The organism is Embleya sp. NPDC005575 (assembly GCF_040605455.1).
Classification (GTDB): domain Bacteria; phylum Actinomycetota; class Actinomycetes; order Streptomycetales; family Streptomycetaceae; genus Embleya.
In genome coordinates, this window is sequence record NZ_JBEXCV010000045.1 from 1 (window position 1) to 21,030 (window position 21,030).

Here is a 21,030-nt window from a genome sequence, read left to right on the forward strand (position 1 = left end):
CGAGGCTTCTTCTTCCCCATACGCTCCATGATGGACATCCTCCCAAGAGGGGCAAAGCCCTCAGACAGGGTGTCCGTCAAACCGGATCAAGCCCACTGCTGGAGGCGACGGCGAAGGCTTCCGGCACCAGCGTGGAGAAGCTCGGCGCGGCCCCCGAAGCGAGCGAGGCGCCCGCGCCCCGAGACCTGAGCCACTTCGCCGGAACGACACTCGACGCGGCCGACATCGAGTCCGCCGCCCTCCGGTACCGGCTGCCCGGTCCGGCGATGGAGGGCTTCATGACCAGCCTGGCGGCGATCGAGGAGGTGCTGTCGGAGCGGGCCGCCACGCTCGGCGTCGAGATCGTCCGGGGCGCCGACGTCACGGCCGTGACGCAGGACGACCAGACCGTGACCGTCACCGCCGCCGGACAGCGGTACCAGGGGCGCTGGCTGGTGGGATGCGACGGCGGGCACAGCACGGTCCGCACGCTCGCAGGCTTCGACTTCGTCGGCACCGAGCCCCTGTTCACCGGCTACGCCGCCCAGGTCACCTTCGCCGACCCCGGCCGGCTGCCCCTCGGGTTCAACCCGACGGCGAACGGCATGTATCTGCGTACGCCGCTCGAAGGACACCTGGGGATGATGGACTTCGACGGGGGTACCTTCGACCGCTCCCAGCCGCTCACCCGCGAGCACCTCCAGACGGTGCTGCGCCGCATCACCGGCACCGACGCGACGCTGACCGAGGTTCACCTCGCTTCCAGCTTCACCGACCGCGCGATGCAGGTGACCACCTACCGCCGGGGCCGCGTGCTGCTCGCCGGCGACGCCGCCCACATCCACTCACCGCTCGGTGGACAGGGACTCAATCTCGGCATCGGCGATGCCCTCAACCTCGGCTGGAAACTCGCCGCCGCCGCGCACGGCACGGCGCCGGACGGCCTGCTCGACACCTACACCAGTGAGCGCCATCCCGTCGGCGCCGCCGTGCTCGACTGGTCCCGCGCCCAGGTGGCGACGATGAATCCGGGCCCCAACGCCCCGGCGCTGCGCCGGCTGATCCACGACCTGATGAGCACCCCCGACGGCGCCACGCACGTCTACCGCAGGACGTCGGGTCTGTTCAACCGGTACGACCTGGCCGACGAGCACCCGCTCGTCGGCCGCACCGCGCCCGACTTTTGCTTCGAGGACGGCACTCGCCTGGGCAATCTGCTGCACCAGGGTCAGGGCGTCGCACTCGACTTCGGCACCCATCGCGTGCTCCAGGACGCGGCCGGGGAATGGAAGGGCCGGATCCGGTACGCCGCGGGACCGGTCCGCAACGATCTCGGTTTCACCGCCCTGCTCGTCCGCCCCGACGGCGTCGTGGCGTGGGCGAGTGAGCACACCCCCCAACGTGAGGCGTTCGCGCAGGCCACCGCCCGGTGGTTCGGCACTCCGCAGAGCTAGGAACGCTCGACGGTACCCGGCCCGACGAGGCGGTTTGCCGACGGCCTTCAAGGCCGAACGCCAAAATGCTGAACCTCGCCGGATTCCCCATCCCTGGTCTCACCATTCCGGCCTCGGCCGCGACATCGCGCGATTCGTCGGGACGGCGCCGCCGGGCCACGCCGGTCCCCGCGGCGATGCCGGCCGACGGCGGTTGCTCCGGTCGCCGTGTTCCCGAATCAGGCGAGGTACGCGACGACGGAACCGGCCGATACCCACGGGATGGGCGCCTCCGCCGGCTTCATCCGCGGCGTCGCGCCGGCCATCGTGCTCGGCCGCCAGTGACAGCGGATCGTGTCTCCCCGCGGATGGGGCGCGCGCTGATCACCGCAGGCGCGGTCTGCCGTTGACGACCCTCCACCTCGCCATGATCGTCACCTCGGGCGAGCCCCATCGGCCCGGTCGAACGTGGCGCCTTGTCCGTTCCCGATCGACCTCGTCTGCGCCGGAGCGTCGATCCGCAAGCGGCGGACCGCGAACGACCGGTCTGCACACCCCATCACCTCCGGACCCCCGGGTGACTTCGAACCCGGTGCGTATCACCGTCCCGGACACCAATCCCGAAACCGAAAGCCCAAGGAGCCCGATTATGCACACCACCCACAACTCCCCCTCGGCTCCGGTAGGTTCGAACCCTCCCGGATGGGTGCGCACCTGGGGAGCCGCGCCGCAGGCGCCGGACGACTCCGTCTCCGGCATCGAACCCTTCGAGAACGCGACGCTGCGCCAAATCGTGCGCGTCAGCGGTGGCGGAGGCCGCATCCGGATCCGTCTCAGCAACGAGTACGGAAACGCCCCCGTGACCATCGGCGCCGCCCGTATCGGCCTCGCGGACTCCGACCGCGAGATCCGGCACGGCAGCGCTCGTGCGGTCACGTTCAGCGGCCGGCCGACCGCCATCGTCCCGCCCGGCGCGCCGGTCCTCAGCGACCCCATCGACCTGGACGTTGCCGCGCTGTCGCGGCTGACGATCAGCATCCACCTGCCCGGCCGCGTCGCCGCCGTCACCTGCCACGGCACCTTCCACGCGCTCGGCTGGATCATCCCCGGCGACGCGACCACCTTCACGTCGCTGCCCACAGGCGCAATCCCCCTGCCGGCGCAAGCCCTGATCACCGCCGTGGAAGTACAGCCCGACAACCCCACCCGCGCCATCGCCGTCCTCGGTGACTCCCGCGTCGACGGCTTCGGCTCCAGCCCCGGCGCGGATCGGCGCTGGACCGACCTGCTCGCCGAGCGGCTGGACACCCGCGGCGGCCCGGCGTGCTGCGTGGTCAGCCAGAGCATCAGCGGAAACCGACTGCTCACCGACGGGATCGGCACCGCCGCCATCGCCCGCTTCGACCGCGACATCCTCGCCACCCCGGGCCTCGGCCACGTCGTGATCGCCGTCGGCAACGACCTCGTCTTCTCCTTCGCGCCCGACACCGAGGAGAACTCCGAGTTCCTCGCGATGTTCCCCGGCGACCCGGTTGGCGTGGACGACATAATCGCCGCCCACATCCAGGTCGCGACCCGAGCCCGCGCGCACGGCGCAAAGGTGCACGCCGCGACCATCGCTCCCTACGGCGCCTCCGAAATGTACTCGCCCGAGGGTGACAAGGCGCGCGAGCAGGTCAACTCCTGGATCCGCACGAGCGGTGCCTTCGACGGCGTCCTCGACTTCGATGCCGTGTGGAGCGACCCCTCCGATTCCACCCGTATCCGCAGCGACCTGCACATGGGTGACAACCTCTACGGCAACGACGCCGGCTACCAAGCCCTCGCGGAAGCCGTCGATCTCTCCCTCTTCGACTGGGCACCGCCCTTTCGGGGTCTCGGACGCACCCGGCCCCGGCCGTCGTCAAACGATCGGCTGAGACGACAGCCGAGGCGGAGCACTGTGGAATCGAAGGCGTCATCCGACAGCACGCACAGTCGGCACTGCATCGGTGATCTCACCCGGCGCGAACCCGTCACTGCTGCGCTTGCACCGGATCGTGCCGCCCCGGGCCGGCGTATGCGTCCGCCGCTGCGCTGGGCCGGTGGATGCGCGGACGACCCTCCTTTCTGACCCGGGAGGACGACTGGGCGTGGGTCAGGGTCCGTCTCCTCGACGGCTGGGACGTGGTGGCGCGAGGTGGTCCGGCACGAAGCGGGATGGCATCGCTGTTCACGCGACGCGCTTCGTGCCGGAATTCACCGTAGTGTCGCTGGATGGGCGCATGATGATGAACACCACCGTCTGAGGCAACGGCAACGGCAACGTCGCCATCCGCCCCTGGCGTCTGCCGGCGGAGCCGTCTCTCGCCTTGACAGTGGACTCAGTCGTTCCAGGTCAGAGCGTCTCCATCGACGAACTTCGTCGTTCAGGGACGGTTCGTCGAGCAAACGACACGAAGTTGAGACTCCAGCGCCCGACACCTCGTGAGACTGCGCGAGAAGCAGCAGGTCACGAAGGCGGCCTCCGACGCGAGCCGCGAGACCCTACAAACTGTGTAGGTTCTCAAAACGCGTGTCAGATTCTCAGTCACGATGTCAGATGAGTGTCAGATCTGACATGGATCTGAGAACATGCGACTTTTCTTGATAGGTGACACCTGATCGCGATGGTTGCCGCCGATGGCAGGGGCAGTGCCACGTCGCTCATGCCGTAACAACATGGTGCGCGATTGCCTGGGGCAACGCGTCCCGGGCGGAGCGGGACTATCGAACGTGCTGGGTAAGGCCGAACAGAGCACCGGTGGGATCGCGCATGGCCACGTCTCCGTTGGAGTCCTGGCGAACTTCGGTCGCACCGAGCTGTCGGGCCTGCTTGGCGTCGGCATCGGGTCTGTTGCTGGCGAAGCTGACCAGCCAGAGTGATCGCTGCACTGTTGGTTTCCCTGGCGGCTTGCCGGTGGCGGCGATGGAGTTGTCCGGCAACCGGAACTCGGTGTGCTCAGGGTTGGAGTTCCAGTGCAGTGCTGGTCGGTAGAAGGCGGCGGCATGCGCGGAGTGGTCGGTGAGAAGGCTGATGCCGGCGAAGGTGCCCGGTTCGTGGTTCAGCTGCACGCCGGTTTGGGTGCCGGGCTGCCAGAGTGACAGTGGTGCGCCGACGGGGTCGAGAGCGACGGCGTAGTGGCCGAGTGGCCCGACTTCGGTGGGTGCCACGATGATCTGGGCGCCCAGGTTCGTGAAGCGGGTGGCGGTGGCTTGGATGTCCGACACGGTGACGTTGATCGTCCAGTAGGGTGCGCCTGCGTCCTCGGCCGGCCCCAGGGCGGCGACGAGATGTCCGCGCAGCGTGCAGAGCCGGTAGCCGTTGGGGTCCGGTTGGGCGACGGTCCAGCCGAACAGCGCGGTGTAGAAGGCCGTCGTCGTCTCCGTGTCGGGAGTGCCGAGGTCGATCCAGCTCACGGTGTTCTCGGGGTGTCGCGTGATGTTCATCGAGATGCCTCTCCGTTGGGACCGCCTCGCTCCGGCAGTGGAGCGAGGCGGTGTCCAGAGCTGACTCCGCGGCGCCCTGCGGTGTCAGGTGTAGTAGGGCGAGTTCAGGTCGATACTGGCGTCCTTGACGATGTCGCCGTCGAACAGTCGTGTCGTTGCCGGGGCTCCGGCCCGGCGGGCTTCTTCGGCGAAGGGGCCCTGGGCGAAGGCCAGGGCGTTCTCGGCGCTGTCGAACTCGTAGAAACCACCGATGGTGTGGGTGCCGATCCCGGACAGCCACGTCTTGCGGATCAGGCCCGGCGCGGTCTTCAGAGCCACGTTGACCTGGTGCCAGTCGAACTGATCGAACGGCACTGCCGCTTGGATCTCGGTGTAGAGAAAGGTCTTGCCCATCACGAACCTCCGGTTTTGGGGGCTTTCCAGCCCACCCCACTAGTACGTGCGTCCTAGTGGGGTGAGCATGGACTAGGATGTCCGTACTAGTCAAGGGGGTCGCGATGGCCGCGGACACGAAGTCCCGCATGATCAGCGCAGCGATCGGACTGCTGCAGCGCCACGGCCTGGCCGCGATGTCCTTCACCGACGTCCTGGCCGAGAGTGGGGCCGCGCGCGGAGCGATCTATCACCATTTCCCGGGCGGCAAACAGCAACTCGCGCTCGAAGCCGCTCGCCGCAACGCGGAGGACGTTCGCAGCCACCTGCAGGAACTGCCGGCCCGCACGCCACGCGAAGTCGTGGAGGCGTTCCTTGGCAACGTCCGCCCTGTCGTGCGGGCGTCCGCCGGGGGCGGCGGTTGCGCAGTCGCGGCGGTCACCGTCGACGGCGGTGCGGCCATTGCCGACCAGGGCAGCCTGCGCACTGTCGCGGCCGAAGGGTTCGCCGGCTGGGCCGGCGAACTCACCGGAAAACTCACCCACGCCGGAATGAGCTCATCCCGGGCCGCCGATCTGGCCACCCTCATGATCGTCACACTCGAAGGCGCCCACATCCTGTGTCGCGCTGCGGGCAGCATCGCCCCTTTCGACAGAGCTGCCGCGGCCCTGCTCTCCGGCCTCCCGAGCTCGGGTTGAGCCGGTGCCGGAACACCACAACGTGGCGCGCTGACACGATCAGGCTTCTGCCATGGCATGCACATGGCTGTGCGGGCTGGGTGTTGCTGTGACGCAACACCTTGGCCGCACGGCCTTGTCCCATCGTGTCTTCACCGGCCTCCAGCGCCGTCGACTCGGTTCGCTGATCGCAGAGTTGGCCGAGGCGTGGATGGCCGCCGAGGAGGGCCGACTGCACGAGCGTCGAGGCCGCAGCCGGTTGCGTGCGGTCGGCGCGGGACCGAATCACCAGCTGGTGTTCACCGACCGGGTCATCGCCACGCTGGTCCTCCTGCGATTCCAGCTCCCGCACGGGGCTCTGGCCCTGCTCTACGGAGTGGACCGCTCCACGATCACCCGGGCTGTCCACGAGGTCCGTCCCCTTCTGGCCGCTCGTGGCTTTGCTGTTCCCGGGCAGGGTGACCGGCGGCTTCGCACTCTCGCGGACGTCTTCGCCTATGCGGCGGTTGAGGACGTCGAGCTGCGGCTGGACGGGACGGAGGTCCGGGTTCGACGACCCCGGGCGAACAAGCCAGGCCGTCGCGTCTACGTCTCGGGCAAGATGCGGCAGAACACCAAGAAGGCCACCGTCGTCACTGACGGGCAGGGCCGCACCCTGTGGGCCGGGGCCTTCCGGCCCGGCCGAATGCACGACCAGACAGCCGTGAAGACCGAGGGAATCTGCGAGCTGTTCGAGCAGTACCCCCAGGTCAGGGCCAAGGTCGACGCGGGCTACCGGGGACTGGCCAAGCAATTCCCCGACCAGGTCCAAGCCCCGCCGCTCAAACCGAAGAAGGGCGCCGCGCCCGAAGACATCGCCGCCTGGGACGCAGCCCGCCATCAGCAGTCCTCGGAGCGCATCTGCGTCGAGCATGCCAACGCTGAACACAAGCAGTGGCGAACCCTCCAGCGCTACCTCGGACGCCGCGAGTACTTCGACGGGACCTACGCCGCAGTCGCCGCCCTGGTCTCCGACCGCGCCGCCGAGAGGTGAGCACCCATCAGACAACCCGCCAGGCCAACACGCCCCGACCTCATTCGTACACAAGGCCGTAAGGGACCTGGGGGTGCCCCCTGGCGGCTGATGTGGGGGTTCGGTGGGGTGTAGGAACGGTCGGAGGGCGGAGTCCGTTGGACGTGCATGGACCTGAACATGCGAGCGGGACATCAGGGGACGGGACCTGGTGCGATTACCCCCGACGGCTGCGCGGTCGAGCTGTATTCGCGGCTGCCGGTCGGGGCCGAGCCTGACATCATCGTCGCGGCGGTGCCGGCGGGCGCGCACATCCTGGAACTGGGCTGTGGTGTGGGGCGGGTGACCCATCCGCTCTTGGAGCGGGGCTTCACGGTGACTGCGTTGGACGAGTCCCGGGAGATGCTGGAGCGCGTCCGCGGGGCGCGCACGGTGTGCAGTCCGATCGACGACCTCGACCTGGGTGAGACGTTCGATGTGGTGATGCTGGCGTCGTTTCTTGTCCACGCTGGAGATGTCGATGTCCGACAGGCGCTGTTGCGCGCCTGTGTGCGGCATGTCGCTCCAGGAGGCTGCGTACTGCTGCAGCGGGAGGGCGAGGGGTGGCATACGGACCTGCCGCGCGAGCGTGTCGACCCCAGTGGCTTCACTGCGCGGATCGTGTCGTCGGAGCCGGTCGGTGATGGGGTGCACTCGGTGTATGCGGAGTACGAGTTTCCGGACGCCACATGGACACAGACTTTCCTTTCTCGGCCGCTGACAAAGGAACAGTTCGAGGGGGCACTGGCGGGGGCGGGTCTGACGGTGGACAAGTACCTAACGGCGGACCAGACGTGGGTGCGCGCGGTTCTTGCAGGCTGAGGCATTCCCTGTCGGTGTACGACGATGAGATTGATGTTGACCGTCAGGTCGGCGGCTGCCATGACGGCCAGGGCGATCGTTGTTCGTGCTGGTCGTCGTCGCTGCTCAGGTCTGTCGGCTGAATTCCAGGTGAAACCACCAATTGGGTATCTCCCTTTGTAAAGAGTCGCACTGCTTCGAACTTCGAAGCTGGTGTCAACCGGACCGAAAAACAGGCGAAGGCGCCAACAAAGAACGACCTTCCGGTGCCAAGTAGAACGACCAGATCGACCGCAGGCTCCAGGTCAACACGCCGGCTCGGTGTCATCTATCTCGAAAGGTCGCAGAACAGCAGGTTGAGACGTCACTCGTTCGAGTGATGCCTCAATCTGCCGCCCTGTCTCTTGCTTAGCCGGTGGGATCGTATTTCCGGATGGTGCAACCCGGGACTTGGGGGCGCTATGACGGCCGAACCTATACCTGAACACATCACGGTGAGTCTGCGCCGCAGCAACGGCTCCGTGGCCGAGGACCGTACATGGGCCTCGACGCAACTGGGCGAGCTGTCAACGGCCGTACCTTGGCGGACATTTCGTTGGCGCGCAGGTCAGAAGCACTACTCAGGCGCCTACTGGTCGGGGACGACGCGTGACCACGTGATCTACGAGTCGCGTCTGGAACTTGCCCGGCTGCTCTTCGCCGATTTCGATCCGGCCGTACATCGCATCCTGGCCCAGCCCTTCTGCTGAAAGCGGAGCTGGACAGGAAGGTCCGTAAGCACATCCCGGATTACTTGCTGATCACTGACGGGGGGCCGGTCGTGGTGGATGTCAAGCCGCTTAGCCGGTTGTCCAAGCCCGAGGTCGCCTTCACCTTTGAATGGACCCGTCGGGCAGTGGAATCCCGGGGATGGCAGTACGAGGTCTGGAGTGAACCGTCGCCAGCAAGGCTGGAGAACATTCGGTTCCTTGCGGGCTACCGCAGGGACTGGCTGTTTGACCCCGAACTCGTGGAAGAACTCCGCAACGCCGAAATTGACGGCACGCCGCTGGGTCAGGTCGTACGGTGTCTTCCCGGCCGTCCGGTACCGCAAGTCCGGTCAGCGGTATACCACTTGCTCTGGACTCACCGCCTCGTCACAGACCTCGATCAGCCGCTCAGGGCCACGCAGATCCTGAGGACAGTGGCATGAGCAGGGCCGCAGCCCGCGTCGGGGTGGGTACGCGCTTCCGCTACGACGGAGAGACCGTCGAGGTGGTCCGAGATGGCAGCGACCACCTCGGGCAATGAGGTCGTCCTGAAGGACGGCCGGGGGCGACTCGTGCGCTTGTCCCTCAAAGGGCAGTGTGCATCGTGAAGTTGCAGGTCACCGGTGTGGTGTGAGGGGGGCCGTAGGGGGACTCGTGCTGGTCGGCGGCCGGTGTCCATGGCGAAGATCGTCCGACCGGTCAGCTGGAGTGCTTCTCGGGTTCTGCTGTACTTGCTCGGGGGCTGGCCAGCACTCTGGAATCATTCCCCGCGCCAGGCGGCTGACCGGCCACCAGGGCACACCGCAGCGAGTGGCGCCGATGCGCGCAGGACGGAGTGCAAGTCATGATCCTCCCGAAGGTCCGGGACCCTCGCTTCGTGACGATCCGCCGTGGTGGAACTCTCACTGATGCGGATCACCGTCTCCTCGCTCTATGGGCTGCCTCGTGCGCAGAGCATGTCCTTGGCCACTTCGAGTCGGCCCAGCCTGGGGACCCGCGACCGCGCCAGGCGATCGAGCATGCCCGGGCCTGGGTACGTGGCGAGGTCAAGATGATGCAGGCTCGCGCGGCGGGCGGCCATGCGATGGGGGCAGCCAGAGACCTGCGCGGGGCAGCACGGCATGCCGCGTACGCCGCAGGCCAGGCCGGGGTTGTCGCCCATGTCGCCGCGCACGAGCTCGGCGCGGCTGCCTACGCGATCAAGGCCGTACGTGCAGCGGCGCTGGAAGGCGAGAACGAGACCGCAGGACGACTCGAGTGCCAGTGGCAGCGCGATCAGCTCCCGGAGGCGATCCGTGAGCTCGTACTTGATGACCAGAGGTTGCGCAACGACATCTGCTGGTCGGTGTTCGACTGTTGAGTCGGATTCTGCTGCGTCTGCCGTGGGGGTCCGTCTACGATCCGTCGCTGTGCGGATACGCCGCCGGGTCGCGGGGAGGGTATGGGGATGTCGGAGCTGGAGCGGATCACGGCTCGCCGGAGCGAGTTGGATGCGCTCGCCGAGGAGCTGGGCAAGCAGCTTCAGGAGGTCCAGGCGGAGCGGGAGGAGTTGGTGATCGCCGAGCGGGTCCTGCAGCGGCTGGCTGAGCAGGATCGGGTCGAGGCGCAGGCCGCCGTGCTGGAGGCCCCGGTGAAGGTGCAGGTGGCGGGGCGTGCGGCGCTGCTGGTCCCGCACCGCGGCGAGTGCCCGGACGAGACCGCGCTGCCCGGTGACTACCAGCGGATCTTGTCAATCGTGCGGGCCGCCGGCGGCCCGGTACAGGTGCGGGCGGTGGGCGAGGAGCTGGGCCTGGAAGTGGAGGTGCGTGGGAAGTTGGAGCCACTGCGGGCGAAGCTGGTCAAGCTTGCGGACCGCGGCTGGCTGCACAAACGTGGCGACGGGAAGTTCACCGCCCGCCTGTAGCCGAGCCGGAGGTGTGCGCCGCCACGGCGTAACCTCAGGGTCCCCGGCGGCAGTTGATTTTGGTGTGAAGAAAAACAACCCTCACGCCGAGGGCCCCGATGGTCTTGTCTACACCGCTCGCCTGCCGCTGTCGAGTGCCACCCTGAACTGGCTCGCCGACCTGATACGCGGCCACCTGAAGAAGATCGGCTCCAGGTGGCGGGCCCTGTCCGCCGGGAAGATCGCCGGAATCGTGCTGGCGGTGCTGCGCTTTGACCAGCGGCCCGGCGACCTGGCCGGCGGGAACGGCGTGCACCGCACCACCGTCACCCGGTGGGTGAGGGAGGTCGTGGGCCTGCTGGCCGCCCGCGCCCCGCGCCTGGACCGCGCGCTCAAGAAGATCGCCCGATCGGGTGGCGGGGTGGTGCTGCTGGACGGCTCCCTGATACGCACCCGTCGGCGCACCGGGGCCGAGAACCGGAAGAATTACTCCGGCAAGCACAAATGCCACGGCCTGCTCGTGATCGCGCTCACCGACGACAAGGGCCGCTTGGTGTGGGTCTCCGCGGTCCGGCCCGGACGCACCTCGGAGATCACCGCCTGCCGCCACGACCGACTCACCGCCCATCTGCGCGCGGCCGGCCTCGGCGCGATCGCCGACCTGGGCTTCGTCGGCCTCGACGACAGCGGCCCGGACGCCGACCCAGCGGTGATCACCGGCTACAAGGCCGCCCGCAACCGGCCCTTGACCCGAGGGCAGAAGCTGTCCAACAAGGTGCTGGCCGCGGTCCGGGCGCCAGTCGAGCACGGCTTCGCCCACCTGAAGAACTGGCGCGTGCTCAGCAAGGTCCGCACCGACCCGAAGTGGGCGACCGCGCTGGTACGGGCCCTGCTGGTCCTGACGAACCGCGAAATCGCCCGCTGACCGACGATCTTCGCGAAAGTCATCCGCCCATGACCAGCGTGAGCACGCCGACATCGACGCACACCAGACCCGCGACCTGCAACTTCACGATGCACACCGCTCATTGCGGTGCGCTCTGTACGGCAGCGTTTGCCTCTTTCGTGGGGTTTGATCTCACTTCGCTGGTCTCGTTCTCACTGCACCTGTCACGGTCGCCTCCGGTGTGTACGTGAGTACTGGAGGTGACGATGGACCCGGATCTGATCGAGGTCGAGTGGGCTGATGGGGGCGGTGGTGGGCTGCGGACGTCGGTTCTCGGGGCGGCGGTTCGGGTTGCGTTCGAGTCGGTGCTTCCGGTCCGGCGTTTTGCTTCCTACCGAGGGCAGCGGCACTTTCCGGGGTGGTACTGGGCTGCGACGACCGAGTCGTTGGTGGGATTCGAGTCCTGGCTGGAGCGGGACCGGGCGATGTTGCTCGACCATGATCGGCGGGTGGTGGGGCTGGCGTCGCAGCCGTTCCGGGTGTCGTGGCCGGGGCCGACGCGCCGGATCTCGCATACGCCGGACTACTTCGCACGGTTGGACGACGGCTCGGGGTTGGTGATCGATGTCCGGCCGGCGGACCGAGTGGGGCCGGATGACGCGGTGAAGTTCGCGGCGACCGAGGCGATGTGCAGGGCGATGGGGTGCTGGTCGTTTTCGCTGGTACACGAGCCGGATCCGGTGGAGATGGCCAATGTCCGCTGGCTGTCGGGCTATCGGCACCCGCGCAACCGGGTCGGCACGGTCGCGGCCCGGCTTGAAGAGGCTTTCCACGAGCCGCAGTTGCTGATGGACGGGGCCGAGGCGGCGGGTGACCCGTTGGCGGTGCTGCCCACGCTCTTTCACCTGTTGTGGTGGGGTGACCTGCACACCGATCTGAGGATTCCGCTGAGCGATGGCACCCGGGTCGGACTCGCGGCGGTGAACCATGGGTGAGTTGGCTCCCCGAGGGGTGCTGCGGGTCGGGGACCGGATCCGGTTCGAGGGCCGCACTCGGCAGATCGTCGGACTGGAGGGAACGGCTCTGCGGCTGGTCGGCGAGGAGGGGGACGTCAGCGTGATGGCGGCCTCTCACGTGATGGCCGCCACCGACTTCGAAGTCCTGGGGCAGGCACCCGATGCGGTCCCGGAGGCGACGTTGCCGCCGTTCGCCCTGGTGGACGCGCTGCCTCCGCCGGTGGTCGAGCAGGCCCGGTTCTGGGAACGGCACGTCGTGGAAGTGATCACCGGCCTGCCCCCGGACGCGGAGGAGGGAACCGCTCCTCGTCCCGAGTTCGACCCGGCCTGGCGGACCCTGCTGGAGCGGGAGGCCGCGAAGGTTGCCGAGTTGGTGGCCGGCGGACAGCAGCTCAGCCAACGGACGTTCCTGCGGATGCGTCAGCGTTACGAAGCCGAGGGGCTGTGGGGACTGGTGGACGGCCGGTTCCGGAAGCCGCCGGCGCCGATCCCAGGCACCGGTCGGGTTGACGAACGTGTCGTATCGTCGGCCATCACTCGTCGATCGCCGTCAACCTCTCCCGCCGGTACACCACGTGCGTGCCGTCGCGTTGTCGATCGACCAACCCGGCGCGATACAGCAGTTGCAGGTGATGCGACGCGGTCGAGCGCGCCACGCCTAGCCGGGAGGCGACTTCGGCGGTGGTGGCACCGCCGGTCAACTTGGCAAGGATCAGCGCACGCGTCTCCCCCATCACCTCACCGAGTCCCGTCGCGGCCGGCTTGCGACCCCGCTGGCCGCGCCCGGTGCGCCGATCGGGCCTGGCCGGATAGTGAATGACCGGGCTGCGCCGATCGGGAGATCCCGGCGGATCGATGGCGAACCGCGTGCGGTGGAACCACGGTGAGGGTTGGAAGATCAGGCGCGGCTCGGCGAGACGCGCCCCACGCGGATGCGGATACCGCAACCCGATGTCGATCCCACCGCCGTTCCAGACCACACACCCCGTCGAGATTGTCGATCGCGGCCACGAGCCCCGCGCCCGCCGCCGTACGTGCCCGGGAGGCGATGTCGGCCTCCAGAGAGTCGCGGATGCGCGGCCAATCGGCCCGACGACGGCGTGGAACAGCCGGGCGAGCTGATCCGCGGCGGCCTGCGTCAGGTCCGCCTCGCCCTGCTCCGTCGCACGGGCGAGCTTGCCCGGTAACTTCCCCCGCCGGTGATGATGGCGATCTCATGCCGGATCCGATCGGTTCCGGTGGCGGTGATCACGTGCAACTCCTCGTCCAGATGACCGATGTGCGCCGCTGGAAGCGGACGCAGGAAGTCCGGACAATAGCCGTGCGCACGGCGGGGCCGGAGCGGTCGCCCGAACGCGGTGTCCAAGGCCGTAGTCCCGTGCGGCGGGTTCTGCTCCGTCCCCGACGCCACAACGACCGTGTGCGGACGGCTGGTGCGGAACCTGAGGCGGCCCCGCACCAGCCGAGAATCGTCGTTCTTCGCAGCCGCGGACGCCAGGCCGCCTACGCTCACGGCACGGCGATCACCTGCGGCCGGCGAGGCGACTTCGAGAACACCGCCGTCGACGCACTGCACGCCGAGGGGCTCCGGCTGCCGGCTCCCGGACATCAACGGGCCGGGGAAGGTGCACCGCCACGGCCTCGGTTGCCCATCGCGTCCGCCAAGAAGCTTCCGCGGAAAGGACTCAGGACACTAGCCGACCTGCTCCACTGTCCAGTAATGGGAGGTGACGGGGACCCTCTGCACGACGAGACGGCCTGTGACACCGGGGTTGTCCACCAGACTGCCCCAGGACGCGGAGTGGTCGCCGGGTGTGTGCTCGATGTCGACGTACACAGGGCTTCCCGGACTGTCGGAGCCGACGGAGACGGTCCAGTCCGCGTAAATGTCACCGCAGTTGTCGCTGACGACCACGTGGTAGAAGTCCGTCACTCGCAGGCACGCGTGCCGGCCGGAGCCTTGGGCGGAGACCTCCATCGTCCCGTTGGAGCGTTGCCGCACCTGCCAGTTTGCCGAGGTCGATGCGGTCTCCGTGCAGGCGCCGAGAGATACCGTCCCGACGCTCCCGCCGGTTTTGGGCCAGGTCAGGCACTTTCCGTCGCTGAGTGCCGGGAATCGATAGACACCGTCCATCAGCGGGGCGGCTTGGGCGGGCTGGGCAAGAACAGCAACCGCAGCCAGGGCAGCGGCTGTCACAGCGACGAAACGAGAACGCACGGCTGGGAACTCCTCGGACAGTCGTGGGTGAGCCGATTGCGCGGCGCGAAGCCGTTACGGACTCACCCGCCGCTCGGTTGGCGGCGGGATCGATACTCGAACGCCGGCTCGTCGCGCCGCAGCCCGAGAGGCGTTCCGTCACCCGCCCGGCCGAACGCCGTCACTCCGCGGTGTGAACGGTGTATACGCGTCGCCGTATCCCTTCGGCAGCGACGGCTCGGGCCCCGCTCCGTGCACGCGCACGCCCGTGCCTCCTCGCCGCCGACCAGCGGGATCGGACCGGTTTGCGGACCGACAGAGACGGGCGGACATTCTGCTTTTGAGCAGTTCCCTCCCTGTTCCTCGCGCTCAACCGCTGTGATGGTGCGCGGTTTGTGCCCGTGACGGTGCCCATCGACCCTGGCCATTCATCGAAGGGTGCCGGTCGCGGGTCGGGTCTTCGGTGCCGACAGTGCGACGCGAACGCCGCCCGGATCGCGATGTCAGTCGCGGGGTGCGTGCAGGACCCGGTACCCGGCCTTGCCGAGCAGCCCGTCCAGGTACGCGCCGCTCGCGGCCGCGGTGGCGGCGGTCAGCAGGAATTGGCCCTCGACCGAGAGGTTGTGGGTGGAGGAGGTGCGGGCCTTCGTGAGCATCGCGTCGACGGCGGTGTGCATGGTGGGGTCGGTGGGGGTGTGCAGGACGAGCGCTGGTACCAGGCGTCGCTCGGCGTCGCGTCGGGCTTCGAGGCGGCCGCCCCACCACGCGTCCCCTGCGTCGGTGATCAGGTCGTACAGCTGGTGCGCACGTACTCCGCCGTCGAGGGCGAGCCCGACTGGGCGTGGGCCCGGATCGACACCACTGTCGCCGTCGACTTCGCCTTCCACGCGGACGACGCCCGGATCGAGGCCGGCGACCTGCCCGACGTGCAGGACGATCGCGCTCCCTCCGTCGATCTGTGGCTGGAGTGCAAGGGGGTGGAAGCAGATCTTTGCCGACGCCAACGGCCGGTGCCGTGTGCAGGGGGTCGGTGTCGCGGCGACGTCGCACCGGCTCCGACGTCCACTTGAGCGCCTGCGGACCCGACCCGAAGTCGGCGGTGACAGAGACGGGTTGAAGCTCGTGGCCGTCGTCGAAGAACCCGGAACGGGGGCGTATCCGCACGCGCCGCGGAACCTCCTGTCGCCGGCCCTGGCCCACGCGGCGGCCATCCGCGACCACCTCAACGAGCTCTATGTCCGTACCGCCGTCGCGGTGCTCACTGCTCCCGGCGGGCCCTACTCGCGCCATACCCGGGAGCGGGTGCACGGTTGGCTGGCCGTCCTCGCCGGATATCTGCACACCAATACCCCCACCGGACGCACAGTCGCGCGATGGACGTTCGTCCGGAAGCGACCTGGTCCTGCACGACCTCCGGCCTCTGGTCGGTGAGTGACGCGCCCGCAGGATCCACACGGTGCTGATCGCCGTGGTGGTGATGTTCGCAGCGGGCATCGGGACACGCGACTTCGAGTCGTCGACGTACGGCCTCCTGGGCGCGGACGCGACCGCCCTGATCCTCCTTCCCACCCTGGTGGCAAGCACGTGGGGAGCGTGGACGACTCCACGGCATGCCAACCCATCCCGGCGGCGAACCCGCCAGGGCGTCGGGCACTGGGACTGTCGACACCATGAGGCGCGGGCGAACATTGCCTTCCGGAGGCAATCGAGTTGCCCGTGGGAGGCAAGGTCCGGATCCGATGTGTCGACCTCGGGTCGACACATCGCGCGGTGAAGCCGAAGAAGTGCGCGGCGTTCCGAAAGCGTCACGGCGGCGACGACTGTTCGCCGCGATGTACGGGGACCGCTTCCGGCACGTGGAGGGCCTGGGCTGGTACGCGTGGGACACCTACCGGTGGCGCCGTACCGGCGGCGAGACGCCTCGGCGGTGCCGTCGTCGACCTGCGTCACGACAGGGTCGGGGCAGTACCGTCTCGTCCCACGCGCCGGGGTCCGCGTTGCGATCGACGGCGGTGTAGCGGCCCGTCGCGCGGTCGGCGCGCCACACCGTGTCGGGTGCGAACGCGGCGCGTGGCACGGCGAGCAGGGCCCCGCGTACCCACGAGGTGGGGAAGGCGCCCTCGGCGTCGAGGGCGCCCACGATCTCGGCGTCGTCGCGCACTACGCCTTGTCCCGTCCCGGGCCAGGGTCCCCGATGCCGGGCAGCGCGCCGTCCTGCTTCTGCTTGGGATCGGGCTGCGGCGGATCCGGCTGCGGCGCCGGCGGGGCACGTGGCACTGGCAAAACAGCGGCGACCGTGCCGGCTATGTCGCCACCCGCCTGTGGCAACAACACCAGCCGGCCGGGCCGCCCCGACCGTCTGCGGACACTCGTCGCCGGCGGTGCAGCCGGCTGTGCCGATGATCACCCCGAGGCGGCGGTAGTGCTGTCCTCGGCGCTCGGTCTGGTGTCAGCGGCGGGTTTCGATCTTCAGGTCGCCTGCGGTCACCGTGCGGATGTGGTCACTGGCGAGCAGGTCGTGCGGGTAGCCGAGGTCGATCGCACTGACCTTGTCGAGGCGGGCCAGCTGATGGGCGGTGAGGTCGACCTCCAGGGCGCCCAGATTCCCCACCAGCTGCTCCGGGGTGCGAGCGCCGATGACGGGTGCCGTCACGCCCGGATTCTGCAGGGTCCACGCCAGTGCGACCTGGGCGGGTGTGTGTCCCACCTCCGCGGCGATCTCCCGCACGACGTCGGCGATGGCGAGGGTGCGTTCGGTGACCATGCCCAAGCCGGCGTTGAAGCTCTTGCGGTTGCTTTCACCGGAGTCAGCGCCCGTCGCGGTCAGGTCGGCGCGGCTGTACTTGCCGGAAAGCACGCCGCCGCCCAGGGGTGAGTACGGGGTTACTCCGAGCCCCATCGCCCGCGCCATCGGGATCAGGTCACGTTCTCCGCCCCGGTTGATGAGGCTGTACTCGATCTGCAGCGCGACCAGCGGCGACCAGCTGCGCAGGTCGGCGATCGCCTGCATGCGCGAGATCTCCCAGGCCGGAGCATTGGAGATCGCCACGTACAGGACCTTGCCGTGGCGGACCAGGTCGTCCAGGCCGCGCAGAATCTCCTCGACCGGTGTCATGAAGTCCCACACGTGCAGGAAGAGTAGATCGATGTAGTCCGTTTTCAGCTGCCGCAGGCTGGTTTCCACCGACCCGAACAGGCTCTTGCGGTGAGCGCCCCCGGAATTCGGGTCGCCGGGCCGGCGCAATGTCGTGTACTTCGTCGCCAGTACCAGGCTCTCGCGGTGGTCGCGGGTGAATTCGCCCAGCATGCGCTCGGAGCTGCCATTGGTGTAGGTACTGGCCGTGTCGATGAAGTTGCCACCGCGCTCGACGTAGAGGTCGAACAGCTTGCGCGCATCGTCGTGCCCGGCACCCCAGCCCCACTCGGTGCCGAAGGTCGCCGTGCCCAGTGCCAGCGGTGACACCCGCAGCCCGGAACGGCCCAGCAACCGATAGGTGTCGAGGGTGAGTGACATCATGTCCTCCTGTGCTCGTGATCGTCGTCGAGCACCAGCCTGCGACCATTGCCGCCCGACGGTAAGGGAAGGAAGTTCCTGGGAACACCAGTCCTACCCCGGGGCGTTGGACCAGCCATGAGCATCGGCACAGTGGACGTGACACAGGAGCTGGCCGCATTCCTACGGACCCGGCGCGAACGCCTGGATCCGCGGGATTTCGGCCTGCCTTCGCGTCGGCAGACCCGGCGAACCCCGGGACTGCGCCGCGAAGAGGTTGCCGAGCTGGCCGGGGTCAGCACCGACTACATCGTGCGACTGGAACAAGCCCGCGGGCTGCGGCCTTCAGCGGACGTGGTGGAGGGGCTGGCCCGGGCGCTGCGCCTCGCCCCCGATGAACGTGCCTACCTCTTCGGCCTGGCCCAGCAGCGCCCCCGCGATGCCGACGAGCTCGCCACCACTGCGGCGCCATCACTGGCCCGGCTGGTCGCCGACCTGTCGCCGCTGCCGGCCATGCTGATGAACCACCGCTACGACATCCTGGCCTGGAACGGCGAAATGGCGAGGCTGCTACTGGATTTCGACACCCTGCCGCCGTCGCAGCGCAATGCCATGTGGTTGTGTCTGATGCATCCGGAGCTACGGGAGTTCTACGTCGACCGCGAACGCGTCGTGCGGGAGGGGATCGCTCACCTGCGCGCTGCGTGGGCCGCGCATCCGCAGGATCAGGCGTTGAGCGACCTCATCGCCGAATTCATCACGCGTGACGAGCAATTCGCGCGATTGTGGGCCGAGCGAGAAATCAAGGTCAACGGCCGCGGGCGCAAGGTGATACGGCATCCGGACGTCGGTATGATCGCGGTGCATTTCGAAACGCTTACGCCACTTCAAGATCCGGACCAGCTGTTGGTGATCTACCGCGCCGCGGACGATGAGAGCCAGTCCGCATTGGACGAACTGTGCGCACGGTGAGTGATGTGGAACCGTCCGTTCGTGCACTGAGTCGAACCGTCGTGCCGGCCTCTTTCCGGGATCCATCGGCGAAATCCGAGCCGAAAACATGCCGAGATCGCTGCGGCTTTGCCACCGGCCGCGCCGGGCATACGGCGTCGGTGATCGCATGCGCGGCTGAACCCCGAACAACCTCGCCTCGGGTGTCACGTGGCCCGGTGCGACCCGACCGTTCGGGGTCGGGGCGGCCGGGTCGCGGCTGGTGTCCGGGGTGGGGCTGCGGACCCGGGCCGAACCGGGCCTGAGGAAGGCGTCCGCGGCGTGCGCTGCCGGCCGGGGGCACTACGTGCCCGCCCTCGTCACGGACCACTTCGTGACGGATCCGACGATGTCGTTCGGGACCCTTCGGGACCCGTCCACGGGCACCGGCGCGTTCTTGCTCCGATCCGCAGGACACCTGGCACGACGCGCCCCGGATCTGAAGGCGAGCCGGAGCGTGCCGAAGCCCTTCTTGTTCCTTGCCTCGACGATGCACCGGACCGACCGCGACGGTGACGGCGACCCGCATCGACCGAGCGCCCGCACGCCCCTAGGCACTTCGAGGCAAAGCTGACATCGGACCTGCGCGCGGTCGTGGAGCTTGATGCCGAGCGGATCATGCGGTCCGTGCGTGTCCGGTGTACGGGCGAATCCCTGACCGATTGCGCACAGTGTGGCCTGGACCGAACTTCGGGCCGTGGTGTCGAGGCGCTGTGGACAACACGGCCCGGTCCGGGCGTCGAGATCCGGATCGTCGACGACGCGGGGCACTCGCTGCCGACCGGTGTCACCGTCCGATCCGTACCGCCGGCCCTCTTCCCTGTCCGGTGTCATTGCAGTCAGTCGGTCGCGGCGCGCCGACCTGCAGCGACTAAGTTCGATGACACGACGTCCGAGCGTCGAGCGATGGGCCGAACTTACGAACGCGATTCCGATGCGGACGGCCTCCCTGTTGCGGCGGCGTCACCGACGCTCCGCGGCCACCCTGAGATCCGTCACGCTGAGCTGAGTGCTGTGGGGTCACAGGCTGTGGGCGATGGGGTGCAGCGGTTCGTACAGGGGGAGTTCGGCGCCGCTGGGGAGCCGGATCGCAGTCAGTTTGCCCCAGCGCTGTTCGCTGACCGGGCGGGTGATCTCGACACCCTGCGCGCGGAACTCGCCGAGCTGGGAATCAAGGTCATCGCACATCAGGAAGAACTCGTGCTGGGGCGGGCCGTCGGTCGGGTGCACGGCCACCTCGGCCGGGGGCAGTTTGAAGATGAGCCAGCCGCCGCCCGCGTCGACGCCGGGAAAGTCGAGGACGTCACGGATGAAGGCACGGTCCGCCTCGGCGTCCTGGCTGTAGAGGATGACATGTGCACCGCTGATCATGGCTGGCTCCTGCCCGTTGGGGTGCCGGCGGTCGTGTCCCGGCATCCTGGCACGCTCAGTGCAAGAAACCTTCGACTGCATTCGATGACACGACGACTGAGTTGCATGACAACGGAAATTCCCGCTCCGGCGAGCCGGGCGCTGCCCGAATGGCTATGACGGTCGCCGGCGGGCTCTGGCACAAGTTCCGGTTCCGTGATCCGGTAACGCTGGGTGACGAATATGGCTGCGGGGTTGGCTCGGAGATTGCCTGAAAATCGCGTATGAGGCCTGCCGGCCGGCCCAGAATCATCGGACATGGAGAGTGCGTCGTCGCTGGAGAAGGTGCTGTTTCCGGGTCTGTCGGGGGTGTCCCTATCGTCCGTGGACCTGGATGACGGTGTGCTGAAAGTGAAGGCACGGGGGCGGACGGCGAGGCGAACTGCCCGGTTTGAGTGGATGGAAAATGTGTGGCTGGTGCCGGAACAACTGTGGCGGTACCGAGAGTTCGCGGATCGACGTCTCGGGGCTCGCCGAGGAGGTCATGCGGTCGGCTTGTCTCAACCGGAACGACAGCCAGGCCTTGATATCCCTGGTCGAGGGCATCCCCCCGATGGACATCCAGGAGTTCCTCGATGCCGGCGGCAGGAGTCCCCGCTGGTTCGAGACGGCGGTGAGTGGGTCGG

At 68.3% G+C, this 21,030-nt stretch carries 19 protein-coding genes and 1 pseudogene; 12 read left to right on the forward strand and 8 right to left on the reverse strand.

Annotation, left to right across the window (positions count from 1 at the left end; translation table 11 throughout):
* On the forward strand, positions 1–1,433 hold a 1,433-nt coding region (locus ABZS54_RS17430), incomplete at its 5' end, for an FAD-dependent monooxygenase (RefSeq protein ID WP_355536012.1).
* A gap of 628 nt (positions 1,434–2,061) precedes the next feature.
* Complete coding sequence (locus ABZS54_RS17435; protein ID WP_355536015.1) at positions 2,062–3,525, forward strand: GDSL-type esterase/lipase family protein; 1,464 nt, start codon at positions 2,062–2,064, stop codon at positions 3,523–3,525.
* A gap of 632 nt (positions 3,526–4,157) precedes the next feature.
* Here ABZS54_RS17435 and ABZS54_RS17440 read toward each other — a convergent pair.
* Together ABZS54_RS17440 and ABZS54_RS17445 are read right to left on the reverse strand one after the other, a co-directional pair.
* Complete coding sequence (locus ABZS54_RS17440; protein WP_355536018.1) at positions 4,158–4,880, reverse strand: VOC family protein; 723 nt, start codon at positions 4,878–4,880, stop codon at positions 4,158–4,160.
* An 84-nt stretch (positions 4,881–4,964) separates the two neighbouring features.
* Positions 4,965–5,276: a hypothetical protein gene (locus ABZS54_RS17445; RefSeq protein WP_355536021.1), complete on the reverse strand. Its 312-nt coding sequence runs from the start codon at positions 5,274–5,276 to the stop codon at positions 4,965–4,967.
* Between the two features lie 101 nt (positions 5,277–5,377).
* Here ABZS54_RS17445 and ABZS54_RS17450 point away from each other — a divergent pair, with 101 nt between their 5' ends.
* The 8 genes from ABZS54_RS17450 to ABZS54_RS17485 all read left to right on the forward strand — a co-directional run bounded on the left by ABZS54_RS17450 (position 5,378) and on the right by ABZS54_RS17485 (position 12,293).
* Complete coding sequence (locus ABZS54_RS17450; RefSeq protein WP_355536024.1) at positions 5,378–5,950, forward strand: TetR/AcrR family transcriptional regulator; 573 nt, start codon at positions 5,378–5,380, stop codon at positions 5,948–5,950.
* A gap of 88 nt (positions 5,951–6,038) precedes the next feature.
* Positions 6,039–6,962 carry a transposase family protein gene (locus ABZS54_RS17455; protein ID WP_355536027.1) on the forward strand — a complete coding sequence of 308 codons (924 nt, stop codon included), beginning with the start codon at positions 6,039–6,041 and terminating at the stop codon, positions 6,960–6,962.
* Positions 6,963–7,121: 159 nt separating this feature from the next.
* Positions 7,122–7,802: a class I SAM-dependent methyltransferase gene (locus ABZS54_RS17460; RefSeq protein WP_355536141.1), complete on the forward strand. Its 681-nt coding sequence runs from the start codon at positions 7,122–7,124 to the stop codon at positions 7,800–7,802.
* A gap of 772 nt (positions 7,803–8,574) precedes the next feature.
* Entirely contained in the window at positions 8,575–8,973 is a 399-nt protein-coding gene (locus ABZS54_RS17465) for a TnsA-like heteromeric transposase endonuclease subunit (protein WP_355536030.1), read from the forward strand.
* Positions 8,974–9,374: 401 nt separating this feature from the next.
* Complete coding sequence (locus ABZS54_RS17470) at positions 9,375–9,890, forward strand: putative immunity protein (RefSeq protein ID WP_355536033.1); 516 nt, start codon at positions 9,375–9,377, stop codon at positions 9,888–9,890.
* A gap of 87 nt (positions 9,891–9,977) precedes the next feature.
* A complete protein-coding gene (locus ABZS54_RS17475) occupies positions 9,978–10,433 on the forward strand; it encodes a hypothetical protein (RefSeq protein WP_355536036.1) in 456 nt (151 codons plus the stop codon).
* A gap of 64 nt (positions 10,434–10,497) precedes the next feature.
* Positions 10,498–11,337: a transposase family protein gene (locus tag ABZS54_RS17480; protein WP_355536039.1), complete on the forward strand. Its 840-nt coding sequence runs from the start codon at positions 10,498–10,500 to the stop codon at positions 11,335–11,337.
* A gap of 227 nt (positions 11,338–11,564) precedes the next feature.
* Complete coding sequence (locus ABZS54_RS17485) at positions 11,565–12,293, forward strand: TnsA-like heteromeric transposase endonuclease subunit (protein ID WP_355536042.1); 729 nt, start codon at positions 11,565–11,567, stop codon at positions 12,291–12,293.
* Between the two features lie 554 nt (positions 12,294–12,847).
* On the opposite strand, the gene ABZS54_RS17490 is transcribed toward ABZS54_RS17485, so the two are convergent.
* From ABZS54_RS17490 to ABZS54_RS17500, 3 genes are all read right to left on the reverse strand, one after another.
* Positions 12,848–13,294, reverse strand: a complete 447-nt coding sequence (locus ABZS54_RS17490) for a winged helix-turn-helix domain-containing protein (protein ID WP_355536045.1) — start codon at positions 13,292–13,294, stop codon at positions 12,848–12,850.
* A gap of 713 nt (positions 13,295–14,007) precedes the next feature.
* A complete protein-coding gene (locus ABZS54_RS17495) occupies positions 14,008–14,532 on the reverse strand; it encodes a hypothetical protein (protein WP_355536048.1) in 525 nt (174 codons plus the stop codon).
* Positions 14,533–15,014: 482 nt separating this feature from the next.
* Positions 15,015–15,515, reverse strand: a complete 501-nt coding sequence (locus tag ABZS54_RS17500) for a hypothetical protein (protein ID WP_355536051.1) — start codon at positions 15,513–15,515, stop codon at positions 15,015–15,017.
* 735 nt (positions 15,516–16,250) lie between these two features.
* Between ABZS54_RS17500 and ABZS54_RS17505 the strand changes: the two are divergent.
* Positions 16,251–16,427: pseudogene (locus tag ABZS54_RS17505) on the forward strand (hypothetical protein); the annotation flags it as partial.
* Here the strand turns inward: ABZS54_RS17505 and ABZS54_RS17510 are convergent.
* Both ABZS54_RS17510 and ABZS54_RS17515 read right to left on the reverse strand, forming a co-directional pair.
* A complete protein-coding gene (locus ABZS54_RS17510; protein WP_355536156.1) occupies positions 16,400–16,672 on the reverse strand; it encodes a hypothetical protein in 273 nt (90 codons plus the stop codon). The pseudogene ABZS54_RS17505 and the gene ABZS54_RS17510 sit on opposite strands and share 28 nt — an antisense overlap.
* Before the next feature lie 288 nt (positions 16,673–16,960).
* On the reverse strand, positions 16,961–18,025 hold the full coding sequence (locus ABZS54_RS17515; RefSeq protein WP_355536054.1) for an aldo/keto reductase: 1,065 nt from the start codon (positions 18,023–18,025) through the stop codon (positions 16,961–16,963).
* Between the two features lie 117 nt (positions 18,026–18,142).
* Between ABZS54_RS17515 and ABZS54_RS17520 the strand changes: the two genes are divergently transcribed.
* Positions 18,143–18,976, forward strand: a complete 834-nt coding sequence (locus ABZS54_RS17520) for a helix-turn-helix transcriptional regulator (RefSeq protein WP_355536056.1) — start codon at positions 18,143–18,145, stop codon at positions 18,974–18,976.
* Positions 18,977–20,014: 1,038 nt separating this feature from the next.
* Here the strand turns inward: ABZS54_RS17520 and ABZS54_RS17525 are convergent.
* Positions 20,015–20,365, reverse strand: coding sequence for an extradiol dioxygenase (locus ABZS54_RS17525; RefSeq protein WP_355536058.1), 351 nt, complete (start codon positions 20,363–20,365; stop codon positions 20,015–20,017).
* Positions 20,366–21,030 lie beyond the last annotated feature (665 nt).

Bases quoted from the DNA above. Each gene is read 5' to 3' on its own strand.
- ABZS54_RS17435 (WP_355536015.1), top strand. From the start codon at position 2,062: ATGCACACCACCCACAACTCCCCCTCGGCTCCGGTAGGTTCGAACCCT.
- ABZS54_RS17440 (WP_355536018.1), bottom strand. From the start codon at position 4,880: ATGAACATCACGCGACACCCCGAGAACACCGTGAGCTGGATCGACCTC.
- ABZS54_RS17450 (WP_355536024.1), top strand. From the start codon at position 5,378: ATGGCCGCGGACACGAAGTCCCGCATGATCAGCGCAGCGATCGGACTG.
- ABZS54_RS17460 (WP_355536141.1), top strand. From the start codon at position 7,122: ATGCGAGCGGGACATCAGGGGACGGGACCTGGTGCGATTACCCCCGAC.
- ABZS54_RS17470 (WP_355536033.1), top strand. From the start codon at position 9,375: ATGATCCTCCCGAAGGTCCGGGACCCTCGCTTCGTGACGATCCGCCGT.
- ABZS54_RS17475 (WP_355536036.1), top strand. From the start codon at position 9,978: ATGTCGGAGCTGGAGCGGATCACGGCTCGCCGGAGCGAGTTGGATGCG.
- ABZS54_RS17485 (WP_355536042.1), top strand. From the start codon at position 11,565: ATGGACCCGGATCTGATCGAGGTCGAGTGGGCTGATGGGGGCGGTGGT.
- ABZS54_RS17515 (WP_355536054.1), bottom strand. From the start codon at position 18,025: ATGTCACTCACCCTCGACACCTATCGGTTGCTGGGCCGTTCCGGGCTG.
- ABZS54_RS17520 (WP_355536056.1), top strand. From the start codon at position 18,143: ATGAGCATCGGCACAGTGGACGTGACACAGGAGCTGGCCGCATTCCTA.
- ABZS54_RS17525 (WP_355536058.1), bottom strand. From the start codon at position 20,365: ATGATCAGCGGTGCACATGTCATCCTCTACAGCCAGGACGCCGAGGCG.